14 protein-coding genes are annotated in these 13,839 nt (G+C 64.4%); 11 read left to right on the forward strand and 3 right to left on the reverse strand.

The genetic code is table 11. The features are described from left to right. The first annotated feature begins 27 nt into the window (after positions 1-27). Both OU999_12235 and OU999_12240 read left to right on the forward strand, forming a co-directional pair. On the forward strand, positions 28-516 hold the full coding sequence (locus OU999_12235) for a VOC family protein (GenBank protein ID WAC22516.1): 489 nt from the start codon (positions 28-30) through the stop codon (positions 514-516). Positions 517-540: 24 nt separating this feature from the next. Next, entirely contained in the window at positions 541-945 is a 405-nt protein-coding gene (locus tag OU999_12240; protein WAC22517.1) for a RidA family protein, read from the forward strand. 16 nt (positions 946-961) lie between these two features. On the opposite strand, the gene OU999_12245 is transcribed toward OU999_12240, so the two are convergent. Beyond that, the gene (locus OU999_12245; protein ID WAC22518.1) at positions 962-2,614 is read right to left on the reverse strand and encodes a DUF885 family protein; all 1,653 of its coding nucleotides are present in this window, start codon (positions 2,612-2,614) and stop codon (positions 962-964) included. Between the two features lie 39 nt (positions 2,615-2,653). Next, complete coding sequence (locus tag OU999_12250; protein WAC22519.1) at positions 2,654-3,823, reverse strand: aminotransferase class I/II-fold pyridoxal phosphate-dependent enzyme; 1,170 nt, start codon at positions 3,821-3,823, stop codon at positions 2,654-2,656. A 139-nt stretch (positions 3,824-3,962) separates the two neighbouring features. Here OU999_12250 and OU999_12255 point away from each other — a divergent pair, with 139 nt between their 5' ends. The 8 genes from OU999_12255 to OU999_12290 are packed head-to-tail and all read left to right on the forward strand — an operon-like array spanning position 3,963 to position 11,502. Next, positions 3,963-6,263 (forward strand): bifunctional salicylyl-CoA 5-hydroxylase/oxidoreductase, encoded by a 2,301-nt coding sequence (locus OU999_12255; protein WAC22520.1) that lies wholly within the window; start codon positions 3,963-3,965, stop codon positions 6,261-6,263. Between the two features lies 1 nt (position 6,264). Beyond that, entirely contained in the window at positions 6,265-7,026 is a 762-nt protein-coding gene (locus OU999_12260; protein WAC22521.1) for an SDR family NAD(P)-dependent oxidoreductase, read from the forward strand. After that, the gene (locus tag OU999_12265; protein ID WAC22522.1) at positions 7,023-7,520 is read left to right on the forward strand and encodes a MarR family transcriptional regulator; all 498 of its coding nucleotides are present in this window, start codon (positions 7,023-7,025) and stop codon (positions 7,518-7,520) included. Before OU999_12260 ends, OU999_12265 begins: the two co-directional genes overlap by 4 nt. Beyond that, the gene (locus tag OU999_12270) at positions 7,517-8,326 is read left to right on the forward strand and encodes an enoyl-CoA hydratase family protein (protein WAC22523.1); all 810 of its coding nucleotides are present in this window, start codon (positions 7,517-7,519) and stop codon (positions 8,324-8,326) included. The genes OU999_12265 and OU999_12270 overlap by 4 nt, the downstream gene beginning before the upstream one ends. Before the next feature lie 3 nt (positions 8,327-8,329). Next, positions 8,330-9,496 carry an acyl-CoA dehydrogenase family protein gene (locus OU999_12275; GenBank protein ID WAC22524.1) on the forward strand — a complete coding sequence of 389 codons (1,167 nt, stop codon included), beginning with the start codon at positions 8,330-8,332 and terminating at the stop codon, positions 9,494-9,496. Beyond that, entirely contained in the window at positions 9,496-9,900 is a 405-nt protein-coding gene (locus tag OU999_12280) for a thioesterase family protein (GenBank protein ID WAC22525.1), read from the forward strand. Before OU999_12275 ends, OU999_12280 begins: the two co-directional genes overlap by 1 nt. Beyond that, complete coding sequence (locus OU999_12285) at positions 9,897-10,307, forward strand: RidA family protein (GenBank protein WAC22526.1); 411 nt, start codon at positions 9,897-9,899, stop codon at positions 10,305-10,307. The genes OU999_12280 and OU999_12285 overlap by 4 nt, the downstream gene beginning before the upstream one ends. A gap of 19 nt (positions 10,308-10,326) precedes the next feature. Then, complete coding sequence (locus tag OU999_12290; GenBank protein ID WAC22527.1) at positions 10,327-11,502, forward strand: acyl-CoA dehydrogenase; 1,176 nt, start codon at positions 10,327-10,329, stop codon at positions 11,500-11,502. Between the two features lie 20 nt (positions 11,503-11,522). Here OU999_12290 and OU999_12295 read toward each other — a convergent pair whose 3' ends face one another. Further along, positions 11,523-12,848, reverse strand: a complete 1,326-nt coding sequence (locus OU999_12295; protein ID WAC22528.1) for a M24 family metallopeptidase — start codon at positions 12,846-12,848, stop codon at positions 11,523-11,525. A 401-nt stretch (positions 12,849-13,249) separates the two neighbouring features. On the opposite strand from OU999_12295, the gene OU999_12300 reads away from it, so the two are divergent. Next, a complete protein-coding gene (locus OU999_12300) occupies positions 13,250-13,723 on the forward strand; it encodes a MarR family transcriptional regulator (GenBank protein ID WAC22529.1) in 474 nt (157 codons plus the stop codon). Positions 13,724-13,839: the final 116 nt, after the last annotated feature.

Genomic DNA, 13,839 nt, shown 5'->3' on the forward strand with positions numbered 1-13,839 from the left:
TCGCCCGGCACTTAAAAGGGGGTCGCCATGACATCAGCACCGGACAAGCCCGTTTTCCTCTCGGTCGATCATATCTCGTGGACCGTCCCTGACCTTGAGGCGGCCCTGGCCTTTTATCGCGACGTGATCGGGGCCGAAGAGCTGTTCCGCATGGGCCCGATGGATGCTGCCGACATGCCGGTGGACGATCAGGGCCGCGACTGGATGGAAACCCATGTCGGCGTGCCCGGCGCGCGGCTGACGCTGGTGATGTTGAAGCTCGCCGACAATATGAACTTCCAGCTTGTCCAGTATGACAAGCCCGATGACCGCCGAGCCGAACTGCCGCGCAATTGCGATCGCGGCGGGCATCATCTGGGCCTCAAGGTCGATGATGTCGACAAGGCGCTCGCCTATCTGACCGCGCATGGCTGCACCCCGCTCGAGACGATCCATATCGATGCCGGGCCGCTCGCGGGCAAGAAGAACGTCTATGTGCTCGATCCGTTCGGGCACCAGCTCGAGATTGTCGACTGACACCAGCATCCAAAGGAACAGCATATGGAAAATACCAGGATCAATCCGGCCGGCATGTACGATGCGGTCGGCTATGGCTTTTCGCACGCAGCGGTGCATGAAGGCGGCCGGATGCTGCAGATGGCGGGCCAAGTCGCCTGGGACAAGGACTGCAATGTCGTGGGCGGCGATGATCTGGCCGCGCAGACCCGGCAGGCGCTGGCGAACCTGAAAGAGGTGCTGGCAGAGGTCGGCGCGACGCCCGCCAATATCGTTCGCCTGCGCACCTATATCGTCGGCCACACCCCCGACAAGCTGGGCCCGGTGCTCGGCGAGATCGGTGCGTTCTATGAAGGGGCATCGCCCGCCCCCAACACCGTGATCGGCGTGCAGGCGCTGGCGCTGCCCGATTTCCTGATCGAGATCGAGGCGACCGCGGTCATCGCATGATCAGGCGCTGACAGGGTCAGCGCATCGCGCTGACCTCGTCGTCGCGGCCGGTCATCTCCCAGCGGATGAGCGAGATGGGGATCGATCCGGCGGCCCGGAACCGGTCGTGAAAGGCCTTGATGTCAAAGGCCTCGCCCTGCTGCATCGCGACGTCGGCCAGCAGCTTTTCAAGCTCGACCTTGCCCATGTAATAGCCGATGCCATAGCCCGGCTGGCGCAGATACAGCTCGATATCGAACTGCGCCACCGCATCGCCCGGCTTCATCCATTTGGGCGTGCGCGCGATCAGCGATTCATTGGCCTGTTTCCAGGTCCATTGATTGGCCTGCATCCGGATTTCCGGAACGACCCGTGCGGCACGCTTGGCGCCCAGGATATAGTCGATCTCGCGCGTCTTGGGCCGGTCCTCGAGCATGCCTGCCTGCAGGATCATCTCTTCAAGGTAGAAGGCCCAGCCCTCGTTGCGCAGGCCGTTGACGAAGAACAGCCGCGGCTTGCCGCGCACCGGCCGGGTATCGCGCGCCGCCTGCAACCCGTCGAACATATGTCCCGGCAGATTGTGGGCGCGCAGCGGCAGGCCATCGCGAAATTCAGCCTGGAAGAAGAAATGCAGGTTGAGCGGCGGATCGAACAGCCCCGGCTTTGACGGGTCGCGCTCGAACGGGAACTGATAGGGCCCTTCTTCGGGATCATGCGCGACATAATCGGGGATGGTCACCCATTGGCCATCGCGCAGCAGCTTGAGCAGATGCTCGTCCTCTGCCTTGCGCTTGGCATCGAATTCGGCGCGCGTCGTGACCGGTTCGGGCATCGGGATGCCGCGATTGCGGTGCTCCTCGATCTTCAGGAATGCGACCTGCCGCTGATATTCGCGCTCGCCGATCGTCTCGACCTGTTCGGGCGTATAGGGCAGCAGCAGGACGTTCTTGAGGTACCAGGCGTAATTGTCCCTGCCGACCCCGCCATGCGCGGGGAGACCCGCCTCGATCGATTCGAGCCAGGCCTTGAACTCGGCCGCCGCCGCCTGCGCGCGCCGGGCAGGCTCTGCCAGTTCGGGCTGCAGCTTTTCGGCAGAGGCTGCCAGCTCGCCGAACACGTTGATCTCGACCTGTTTCTGCACGATCGCCAGCCTGGCAAGATCGCCGCGCGGATCGGTCAGGTTGATCCGCGCCTGGCGGAGCGCTGCGGGCACTGCCTCCAGCTGCGCCTTGAACCGGCTGAGCCGGTCGCCTGCGAGCGGCAGTTCAGGGATGCCGAACGCGCCGTGCATCTTGGGCCCGAACCCCAGATTGGTGGTGCTATAGAACACCGGATCGCGCTTCCAGGGCTGCATGACCCGGTGCTGGAATTCCAGCCCGCGCATCTCGGCAAGGATGACCATGTAATCGACCCGCTCGCTCACCGGCCAGGCGGTGTCGTCGATCGCGCGCAGCTTCTGCTGCAGCGTGCGCAGCCGGTCATATTGGCGGGCCATGGCCGGCGGCGTATAATCGGGCACGCCCGCGGCCATTTCCGGCACGGTCAGCGCGCGAAACGCATCATAAAGCGCGACAAGTTCGGCATAGCCCGATGCGGCCTGCTCGGCCTGCGCCAGAGCGGGGGCGGCAGGGGCGGCGGCGAGGACAGGCAGCGCCATCACGGCGGCCAGCAAACGCAATTTCAGCTTCATTCCAGGCCTCCGTGATGCAGTCATGTTACGCCATGGCGCCTAGAGCGCGTTGAAGAAGCGGGTCAGCCGCTCCATCGCCTCGATCACCCGGGCTTCGGATTCGGACCCGAAGCACACCCGCAAATGGCCTTCGCCGCCGGGGCCGTAAAAGCTCCCCGCCTCGACCACGACATGCGCCTCTTGCAGGATCGCCATGGCAATGTCCTGCGCGTTGCGGCCGGTGCCGCTGATATCGGGAAAGGCGTAGATGGTGGCTTCAGGCGCGGCGCAGGTGACGCCGGGCATCTGGTTGAGCGCCTGGACGACGATGTCGCGCTTGCGCCGATCGGCCTCGACCATGGCCAGCATGGCATCCTGCGGCCCTTCGACCGCCGCGCGCGCGCCCTCCTGGACGAACACGTTGACATGGGTCACGTCGGTCATGGCGATGGTCAGGATCGCGGGCATCAACCGCGCGTCGGCGGTCACATAGCCCACCCGCCAGCCATCCATCGAATAGGCCTTGGTAAAGGCAAAGCAGGTGATCGTCCGCTCGCGCATGCCAGGCAGGCTGGCGATGCTGATATGCTCGGCCGAATCGTAGGTGATATACTCGTAGACCTCGTCCGACAGCACCAGCAGGTCATGCTCGATCGCAAGATCGGCAACATGCTGCAGTTCCTGACGGGTATAGACGCGGCCGGTGGGGTTGGCCGGGTTGATCAGCACGATCATCCGGGTCCGCGGCGTGATCTTTTCGGCGATCTTCGCTTTCGAGATCGCGAAATTATTGGCCTTGTCGAGCCCCGCGATCACCACCTTGCCCCCGGCCAGCTCGGTCTTGCCGATATGCTGCGGATAATAGGGATCGAGCAGGATCACCTCGTCGCCCGGATCGATCGCCGCCATGAACGCCGCGAACGAGGCATGGGTGAGGCCGTTGGTGACCAGCACCTCATCGACGCCGTAATCCAGCTTGTTGAATTCGCGCAGTTTCTTGACCAGCGCCTGGCGGAAGGACAGCGTTCCGCGAAAATCGCCATAATGGACAATCCCCGCATCGAGCGCCGCCTTGGTCGCCTGCTTGATATGATCGGGCGTATCGGCATGCGGCCGCCCGAACTCGAGATGGATCAGATCCGCCCCCGCAGCATCAAGCTTTGCCGCCTCGTCATACATGCCGAAGCTCTTCTTTGATCCTGACGTCAGACGTTGTGCCGGCCACTTCATGATCTGCCCTCCTGCAAGTTCCATACACGTGAATAATTGCGTGATATATGATATTTCAAGCTTAAAATTTTAGGCTTGAAGCAAATTGCGCCGCCGCATAGGATTGGGGCATCGAATCTGGGCGATGGAGTGTTGCGCGATGAAGATCGGATGCGTCGGCGGGGGGCCTGCGGGCCTGTACTTCGCGATATCGATGAAGTTGCACAATCCCGAACACGAGATCGACGTGTACGAACGCAACCGGCCCGACGACACGTTCGGCTGGGGCGTCGTCTTTTCCGACCAGACGGTCGACAACCTGATGGCCAATGACCCGGTCAGCGGCGCGACGATCCGCGACGAATTTGCGCATTGGGACGATATCGACGTCCATATCCACGGCGAATGCGTGCGATCGAGCGGCCATGGCTTTATCGGCATCGGCCGCAAGCGGCTGCTCGCCATCCTGCAGGCCCGTGCGCGAGACCTGGGCATCGGCCTGCATTTCGAGCATGAGGCAAGCACCGACCCTGCCGACTGGGCCGAGTTCGACCTGGTGATTGCCGCCGATGGCGCCAACAGCCGCATCCGCACCGCGCATGTCGAGCAATTCGACGTCGATATCCAGGTCAAGAAGAACAAGTTCTTCTGGTTCGGCACCACCAAGCAGTTCGATGCCTTCACCTTCGCCTTCGAACAGACCGAGGCGGGCTGGGTCTGGGCGCATGCCTATCGCTTCGACGACCAGCTTTCGACCTTCATCGTCGAGATGGCACCCGAAACCTGGACCGGCCTGGGCCTGGATGCGATGGACCAGCCCGAGGCGATTGCGCTGTGCGAACAGCTGTTCGCCAGATATCTCGACGGCAATCCGCTGATCTCGAACGCCACCCACCTGCCCGGCCCGCAGGCCTGGCTGAACTTCCGCCGGATCATCACCGGCAAATGGTCGTACGACAAGTTCATCCTGCTCGGCGATGCCGCGCATACGGCGCATTTCTCGATCGGATCGGGCACCAAGCTGGCGCTGGAAGACGCAATCAAGCTGGCCGAAGTGCTCAACCGCCCCGGCCTGTCGCGCGCGGACGCGCTGGCGGAATATCAGGCCGAACGCAGCGTCGAAGTGCTCAAGCTGCAGAACAGCGCGCGCAACTCGACCGAATGGTTCGAAACGCTCGACCGTTATCTGCCGTTCGCGCCGATCCAGTTCACCTATTCGCTGCTCACCCGCTCGCAGCGCGTCAGCCATGAAAATCTGCGCCTGCGCGATCAGACCTGGCTCGAGGGTGTCGAACGCTGGTTCCAGGCCCAGGCGCCCGGTGGCCGCGAGGTCAGCGCGCCGCCGATGTTCGCACCGTTCCGGTTGCGCGAACTGGAGCTGGCCAACCGCATCGTCGTCTCCCCCATGGCGATGTACAGCGCCACCGATGGCACGCCCGGCGACTTCCATTTCGTGCATTACGGCACGCGCGCTCAGGGTGGTGCAGGCCTGGTCTATACCGAAATGACTTGCGTCTCGCCCGAAGGCCGGATCACACCGGGATGCCCGGGCCTTTATGCGCCCGAACATGTCGCCGGCTGGAAGCGGATCACCGATTTCGTCCATGGCAACAGCAAGGCCAGGATGTGCCTGCAGCTGGGCCATTCGGGCGCCAAGGGATCGACCCGGCTGGGCTGGGAAGGGATGGACGAACCGCTCGAGACCGGCAACTGGCGGCTGATCGCAGCCTCGGACGTTCCGTGGAGCGCCGCCAACCAGACCCCGCGCCCGATGACGCGGGCCGATATGGACATGGTGCGCGACCAGTTTGTCGCGGCCACGCTGCTGGCGGTCGAAGCCGGGTTCGACATGGTCGAGATGCACGCGGCGCATGGCTATCTGCTCTCCAGCTTCATCACGCCGATGCAGAATCGCCGCACCGACGAATATGGCGGCACGCTGGAAAACCGGCTGCGGTTTCCGCTCGAGGTGTTCACCGCGATGCGCGCGGCCTGGCCTTCGGACCGGCCGATGTCGGTGCGCATTTCGGCCACCGACTGGATGGGCGATCAGGGCGTCACCCCGGAAGAGGCGGTGCAGATCGCGCAGGCTTTCCACGAGGCCGGGGCCGATCTGATCGATGTATCGGCGGGGCAGACCTGGGCCGATTGCAAGCCGGTCTATGGCCGCATGTTCCAGACCCCGTTCGCCGATCAGGTGCGCAACGAGGCGCGCGTTTCAACCATGGCGGTGGGCAATATCTACGAGACCGATCACGTCAATTCGATCCTGGCCGCAGGGCGCGCCGATCTGGTCGCGCTGGGGCGGCCGCACATGATCGATCCGATGTGGACGCTGCGCGCAGCGGCGCAGCATGGCTATCGGCACGTCGCGGTGCCGCCCGCCTATCTGAGCGGCATGGGCCAGCTGGCGCGCAACATGCAGCGCGCGGCGGAGCAGGAAGCGGCGTTGCGGGGCTGATATGCGGCTGGAGGGACTTCACGCGGTCGTCACCGGGGGCGGATCGGGCATCGGCGCGGCGATTGCGCAGGCGCTCGCCCGTGAAGGCGCACGGCTGACGCTGGTCGGGCGGCGTCGCGAGGCACTGGAGGCGACTGCATCGGCGCTGCCCGGTGCCTTTGTCGCGCAGGCCGATGTTACCGACCGGACTGCTGTCGATGCGGCCTTCGCATCCGCCCGCGCTGCGCAAGGCCCTGTCGCCATTCTGGTCAACAATGCCGGGATCGCGCCGAGTGCACCGTTTGCGAAGGTGACGGCACACGCCTGGCGCGAGACCATGGCGGTCAATCTGGATGCGCTGTTCCATTGCTGCCAGGCGGCATTGCCCGATCTGCTCGCCGCGCCGCACGGCCGCATCGTCACCGTGGCATCGACGGCGGGGGTCAAGGGCTATGGCTATACCGCCCCCTATGTCGCCTCCAAGCACGGCGCGATCGGCCTGATGCGCGCGCTGGCCACCGAATTTGCGCATACCGGCCTCACCGCCAACGCGGTGTGCCCCGGCTTTACCGATACCGATATCGTCGGCGATGCCATCGCCAATATCCAGGCCAAGACCGGACGCAGCGCCGAGGATGCACGCGCGCAGTTGACCAGGTTCAATCCGCAGGGCCGGTTGATCGATCCGGCAGAGGTGGCAGAAGCGGCGCTGTGGCTGTGCCTGCCCGCCAGCCGATCGGTGACCGGCCAGGCGATCATGGTGGCCGGTGGAGAAGTGATGTGACAGGCGCAAGCGCAATCCGCGAAAAGCATGACGGCGAGATGGCCGATCGCAGCAATGTGCGGCTGTGGCTGCGGCTCTTGACCTGCACCACGGTGATCGAAAAGCGGCTCAAGCGGCGCTTTGCCGACCAATATGGCATCACGCTGCCCCGGTTCGACGTGATGGCGGCGCTCGACCGCAATCCCGCCGGGATGACCATGGGCCAGCTGTCGCAGGAACTGCTGGTCTCCAACGGCAATGTCACCGGCGTCGTACAGACGCTGGCGCGCGACAATTATATCAGCATCTCGCCTTCGCCGACCGATGGCCGCGCCTCGATCGTGCGGCTGACCCAGCTGGGCCGCGAGTGCTTTTCCGGCATTGCCGAAGCGCATCACGAATGGATCGACATGATGCTCGAGGGCCTGACGCGCGATCAGAGATCGGCGCTGTACGAACTGCTCGGCGCGCTCAAGACCTCGCTGGCCGACGACAAGGGAAAGGAACAGCCATGAACCCGGAGAGCTTTTCGCCAGACCATTTCGGCTGGCATTTCGACAATGGCGTCGGCACGATCACGCTGAACCGCCCGGAGCGCAAGAATCCGCTGACCTTCGAAAGCTATGCCGAGCTGCGTGATACCTTCCGCGCGCTGGTCTATGCCCCTGCGGTCAAGGTGATCATTGTCACTGGCGCTGGCGGCAATTTCTCCTCGGGCGGCGATGTGCACGAGATCATCGGCCCGCTGACCAAAATGGCGATGCCCGAACTGCTCGCTTTCACCCGCATGACCGGCGATCTGGTCAAGGCGATGCGTGCCTGCCCGCAGCCGATCGTCGCGGCGATTGACGGCATCTGCGTGGGTGCCGGCGCAATCATGGCGATGGCATCGGACCTGCGGCTGGCGACTCCCGCCACCAAGACTGCGTTTCTTTTCACCCGCGTCGGGCTTGCCGGATGCGACATGGGTGCATGCGCCATCCTGCCGCGCATCATCGGCCAGGGCCGCGCATCGGACCTGCTCTATACCGGGCGGATGATGAGCGCCGAAGAAGGCGAGCGCTGGGGCTTCCACAACCGGCTGTTCGCCTCGGAGGATCTGCTGGACGAGGCCAATGCGCTCGCCCGCTCGATCGCGGCTGGCCCCACCTTTGCGCATGGCATCACCAAGACGCAGCTGGGCATCGAATGGGCGGTGTCGGTCGAAACCGCGATCGAGATGGAGGCCCAGGCCCAGGCGATCTGCATGGCCACCAACGATTTTCGCCGCGCCTTCGAAGCCTTTGCCGACAAGCGCACGCCCGAATTCCAGGGGGATTGATCGATGGCCGACCGCAGCTTTCTGGACTGGCCGTTCCTCGACGACAGCCATCGCAGCCTGGGGATCGAGCTCGACGTCTGGTGCGCCGCGAACCTGAGCGACGATCATCCGCACGATATCGATACGGCGTGCCGGGATCTTGTCGCCGCTCTCGGCGCAGCAGGATGGCTGCGCTATTGCGTGCCTGCGGCCTATGGCGGCGTGCACGAACAGCTCGACATCCGGTCGCTGGCGCTGATCCGCGAAACGCTGGCGCGGCATTCGGGGCTGGCGGATTTTGCCTTTGCCATGCAGGGCCTGGGATCGGGCACGATCAGCCTGCTGGGCACCGAGGAGCAGAAGCGCAGCTATCTGCCCGAGGTCGCCGCCGGCCGCAAGATCGCGGCCTTTGCGCTGACCGAACCGGGCTCCGGCTCCGATGTCGCATCGATGGAGACGACCGCCGAGCGCACCGCGCGGGGCTATGTCGTCAACGGCTCCAAGACCTATATCTCCAATGGTGGCATTGCCGATTATTACGTGCTGTTCGCGCGCACCGGCGAGGCACCGGGGGCCAAGGGCGTGTCGGCCTTCATCGTCGACGCCGATACCCCCGGACTGGCCATTGCCGAGCGGATCGAGGTGATCGCCCCGCATCCGCTCGCCACGCTGACCTTTACCGACATGGTGCTGCCGGAAACGGCGCTGCTCGGTGAAGCGGGGCGCGGATTTGCCGCTGCCATGGCGACGCTCGACATCTTCCGCACCACCGTGGGCGCTGCCGCACTGGGCTTTGCCCGCCGCGCGCTCGACGAGGCGACGGCGCGCGCCAGGGTGCGCAAGCTGGGCAATGGCACGCTCGCCGACAATGCGATCACCCAGTCCAAGCTCGCCGAGATGGTGCTCGACGTCGATACCTCCGCGCTGCTGATCTATCGGGCGGGCTGGCTGCGCGACGTGATGGGCCAGCGCAACACCCGCGAGGCGGCGCTTGCCAAGCTCCACGCCACCGACAGCGCACAGCAGGTGATCGACAAGGCGGTGCAGATGTTCGGCGGCATGGGCGTCACTGTCGGCGCTCCGGTCGAGGCATTGTACCGCGAGGTGCGGGCGCTGCGCATCTATGAGGGCGCGTCCGAAGTGCAGAAGGTCGTCATCGCGCGCCAGCATCTGGCGCAAAGCGCGGCCTGATGTTCCGCACGCGCCTGCCACTGCGCTTCGCGCATTGCGACCCTGCGGGCATCGCCTATTACCCGCGCTATTTCGAGCTGTGCGACGCGGCGATCGAGGACTGGACCGCCGAGGTGCTGGGCGTCAGCCGCCGCGAGATGCATTTCGCGCAAGGGCTGGGCATGCCCACCGTCACGCTGAGCGCGGAGTTCGCGATCCCCAGCCGGCTGGGCGACCTGCTCGACTTCACCGTCCGTATCACGCGCGTCGGGCGCAGTTCGGTCGATCTCAAGGTCGATATCGACTGCGGCGACGAGCGGCGCTTTTGCGTCCGCTACACCCAGGTGCTGACCGATCTGGCCAGGGGCAAGTCCCACCCCTGGCCGCCCGAACTGCTTGAACGACTGACCAAGGACCTGCCATGACCGCTCACCAGACCCTGTTGCCTCCCGGCTGGCCCCGGCCGCGCGGCTATGCCAACGGCGTCGCTGCCACCGGCCGGATGGTGTTCACCGCCGGCGTGGTCGCGTTCGATGCGCATGAGCGCATTGTCGGCGACGATCTGGGCAGCCAGTTCCGCCAGGTGCTGATCAACACGCTCGCCATCCTGGCCGAGGCAGGGGCACAGCCCGAGCATATCGTGCGGATGACCTGGTACGTCACCAGCCGCGACGACTATATCGCCAGCCTCCCAGCCATCGGCGAAGCCTATCGCACGCTGATCGGGCGTCATTTCCCGGCCATGGCCGTGGTCGAGGTGGCAGGACTCGTCGAAGCCGACGCCCGGATCGAGATCGAAACAACCGCGGTCGTGCCCCCCGCCGGGGCATAGGCCCAAGGAGCCTTATAGCATGCAGACTTTTGACTGGGCCGACCCGTTCCTGCTCGATGCGCAGCTGGACGAGGATGAACGGATGATCCGCGACACCGCCAGGGCCTATGCCCAGGACCGGCTGGCGCCGCGCGCGATCGATGCCTTTGCCAGCGAGACGACCGACCCCGAAATCTTCCGCGAGATGGGAGCGCTGGGCCTGCTGGGTCCGACCATTCCCGAAACTTACGGCGGCGTGGGCGCATCCTATGTCGCTTATGGTCTGGTCGCGCGCGAGGTCGAGCGGGTGGACTCGGGCTATCGGTCGATGATGAGCGTGCAATCGAGCCTGGTCATGCACCCGATCCATGCGTTCGGATCGGAAGAACAGCGCCAGCGTTTTCTGCCCCGGCTGGCGAGCGGCGAACAAATCGGCTGCTTCGGCCTGACCGAGCCCGATGCCGGATCCGACCCCGGCGGCATGCGGACCCGCGCCACCAAGATCGACGGCGGTTACCGCATCAGCGGCACCAAGACCTGGATTTCCAATGCGCCGATCGCCGATGTCTTTGTCGTCTGGGCCAAGTCCGACGCACATGGCGGGGCGATCCGCGGCTTCGTGCTGGAAAAGGGCATGAAGGGGCTGAGCGCACCCAAGATCGAAGGCAAGCTCAGCCTGCGCACCTCGATCACCGGCATGATCGTGATGGACGAGGTCGAGCTGCCCGAAGCAGCATTGCTGCCCGGCGTGCAGGGGCTCAAGGGGCCGTTCTCATGCCTCAACCGCGCGCGCTATGGCATCAGCTGGGGCGCGCTGGGCGCTGCGGAATTCTGCTTCCACACCGCGCGCCAATATGGGCTGGACCGGCATCAGTTCGGCCGGCCGCTGGCAGCAACCCAGCTGTTCCAGAACAAGCTCGCCAATATGGAAACCGATATCGCGCTGGGGCTGCAGGCCAGCCTGCGCGTGGGCCGGCTGATGGACGAGGACCAGTTCGCGCCCGAGATGATCTCGATCATCAAGCGCAACAATGTCGACAAGGCGCTGGGCATCGCCCGGATGGCGCGCGACATGCTGGGCGGCAACGGGATCAGCGGCGAATATCAGGTGATGCGCCACGCGATGAACCTTGAAACCGTCAACACCTATGAAGGTGCCTATGACGTTCATGCGCTGATCCTGGGGCGCGCGATCACCGGCATTGCCGCCTTCTGATCGCGCGGCCCCGGCCGGGCCTATTTGACCAGCAGGATGCGGCTGTTGGCGGGATAGACCCATTCCAGCCCGCGTTCGGTGACCATGCCATTGTCCTCCAGCGGGATCTTGATCTTGCGCCCGCCCCATTCGGGCACCGGGGTGTAGAGGAAGAGCTCGATCGACAGGAAGTTGCTGGTCCTGAGCGTGTAGGTCATGCGCAGCGGATTGAACTCCGCCATCGACGGCCCCGATCCGTGCCCCAGATCGCCAACCGAATGGCTGCCGATGACGACATCGGACACCCTGGGATCGGCCACGGGATCGTCATAGCGGCCCAGCGCCAGACCCGGCGTCTGCGCCACCCGCTGGTTGACCGCGGCCAACGCCGCGCCGGCGGTGACACCGGGGCGGATGACATCTAGGATCATCTGCCGGATCTCCACCGCCTTGTCGAACGCGCGCTGCACGCCAGGCGGCGGCGCATTCTCGCCGGGCTTGAGCACATAAGCCATGCGCTTCATGTCGGTATAGGCGGTGAGAAAATTGACCCCCCAGTCCATCGTGATCAGATCGCCGGGCTGGATGACATGATCGCCCGATACCGGTCCGCGCGGACCCGGCCCCAGGATATAGATGCTGGGAATGCCGAAGCTGTTGCCCAGCCCGTTCTGGTGCAACTGCTCCATCATCCACCAGGCCACTTCGCCGGTGGTGGTCTTGCCCGGCGTGATCACCTCGCTCGACAGCGCGCGCTCGGCAATGGTCCGCGAATATTCGCCCGCGCGCGCAAAGGCCGCGACCTCGGTTGCAGTGTGGCGTGAACGGAAGTCGGAAACGAGCTTTTCCGCCGATACCAGCCGCGACGACAGATCAGGCCCCAGCGTTTCGCGCAGCCGTTCGTGCAGGGCATGGCTCAGGCCGTCAGCAGTGCCGATCTCTGAGGCGACGTTGATGCCGATGCGGCGGGGGTTGCGCTGCTGGACAAACGCCTTGAGCTCGGCCGGTGACATGCGGCCATCGTAGAGCGGGCACTGGTCAAATGCCGCGCCGCCAATGCCGAAAGCAGCGCGTTCGATTCGGCCCTTGCCGGGGTCGGTGAACACATAATAGCCGATATCGCCGACATATCCGCCGCCCAGCAGCATGGCATTGGGGTCGTCATGGCCTTCGCGCGACGCCACGATCCACATGTCGATGTCATTCTCGCGCATCGCTTCGGGCAGGATCAGGTCGAGCTTGTCCTTGCGGATCTGGCAAAGCTGCTCCCAGCGCTGCCGCGCCTCCTGCGCTGGGGCCGGCGACGTTAGCGCGAGCGCGCACAAAGCGGCGGCTCCCATCTGCAACCACCGATGCCGCTTGCGCATATGCCTTACCCTTTCCTGCCATCCGATCGAATATGTCCGCCCTACAGCGGAGACTTCCAAAATATATTCATCTTCACGCGATTATTGTCAAATTTATTGCGCGCGGTATCTGGCTGGGCAAGGCGCACCCGGCAGCCAGACCGGCCATCCGCATCGCCGGATCGCAAGTACAGGCGCTGTGCCCATGCCTCTGCGCCAAGATGGCGCCTGCCGGCCGATGGGGCCGACCCTGCACTTTCCTTCTCCTGTGCGTGATAAGTCAGTGCAAATACACATGTATTCGGCTAATTCCCGCGCCACGTCCGGTCTCCCCCCACGGAACCGCTTGATCAATCGGGGCTTTTGAGAAACACATGAACACGAAGTCGAAATCAGCATCGACACAGCAGGAAGGGGAGCACGTGGAAAATCGCGGCGACTATGACCCGAGCAGTCCAACATTCCGCCTGGAAAACTCGCCATTCTATCTGATGGCGCATGCCGACTTCAAATATCACGAAGACATGGACAAGGTGCTGCACAAGCATGGCGTGTCCAAGCCCATCTACCGCGTCATGACCGTGTTGCGCGAAACCCAGCCGGCCAGCATAGGCGCGATCGCCGAAGCGGCGCTGACCAAGCGCTCGACGATCAGCCGCATCATCGATCGCATGGTCGAACAGGGCCTGGTTTCGACCGAACCCAATCCCGAAGACAACCGGATTACCGAAGTCACTCTCACCCCGGCCGGACAGCAGACGCTGCGCAAGCTGACCCCGATCGTGGGGCGCCAGTTTTCCCGCGCGATGGTCGGCATCAGCAACCGCGATATCGCGCACCTGCTGCGGACGCTGAAGAAGATCAGCGACAATCTGGGCAAGCTGCCGATCGAATAATCCGGCCGTTCCGGGCCCTGAATCGCGGGCGCGGAGCACGGCGCACCATCGCGTGCAATTGCATATGATGTTGCGCACAAACCCGTTGACCGTAGCAGATGAAGCTGCTTGTCTCG

This window comes from Blastomonas sp. SL216, assembly GCA_026625625.1.
In the GTDB taxonomy this organism is placed as follows: domain Bacteria; phylum Pseudomonadota; class Alphaproteobacteria; order Sphingomonadales; family Sphingomonadaceae; genus Blastomonas.

What these genes read in the sequence shown, in the direction of transcription:
- OU999_12235 (WAC22516.1), top strand. Translation starts at nt 28, where the DNA reads ATGACATCAGCACCGGACAAGCCCGTTTTCCTCTCGGTCGATCATATC.
- OU999_12285 (WAC22526.1), top strand. Translation starts at nt 9,897, where the DNA reads ATGACCGCTCACCAGACCCTGTTGCCTCCCGGCTGGCCCCGGCCGCGC.
- OU999_12245 (WAC22518.1), bottom strand. Translation starts at nt 2,614, where the DNA reads ATGAAGCTGAAATTGCGTTTGCTGGCCGCCGTGATGGCGCTGCCTGTC.
- OU999_12260 (WAC22521.1), top strand. Translation starts at nt 6,265, where the DNA reads ATGCGGCTGGAGGGACTTCACGCGGTCGTCACCGGGGGCGGATCGGGC.
- OU999_12250 (WAC22519.1), bottom strand. Translation starts at nt 3,823, where the DNA reads ATGAAGTGGCCGGCACAACGTCTGACGTCAGGATCAAAGAAGAGCTTC.
- OU999_12295 (WAC22528.1), bottom strand. Translation starts at nt 12,848, where the DNA reads ATGCGCAAGCGGCATCGGTGGTTGCAGATGGGAGCCGCCGCTTTGTGC.
- OU999_12280 (WAC22525.1), top strand. Translation starts at nt 9,496, where the DNA reads ATGTTCCGCACGCGCCTGCCACTGCGCTTCGCGCATTGCGACCCTGCG.
- OU999_12270 (WAC22523.1), top strand. Translation starts at nt 7,517, where the DNA reads ATGAACCCGGAGAGCTTTTCGCCAGACCATTTCGGCTGGCATTTCGAC.
- OU999_12255 (WAC22520.1), top strand. Translation starts at nt 3,963, where the DNA reads ATGAAGATCGGATGCGTCGGCGGGGGGCCTGCGGGCCTGTACTTCGCG.
- OU999_12290 (WAC22527.1), top strand. Translation starts at nt 10,327, where the DNA reads ATGCAGACTTTTGACTGGGCCGACCCGTTCCTGCTCGATGCGCAGCTG.
- OU999_12240 (WAC22517.1), top strand. Translation starts at nt 541, where the DNA reads ATGGAAAATACCAGGATCAATCCGGCCGGCATGTACGATGCGGTCGGC.
- OU999_12275 (WAC22524.1), top strand. Translation starts at nt 8,330, where the DNA reads ATGGCCGACCGCAGCTTTCTGGACTGGCCGTTCCTCGACGACAGCCAT.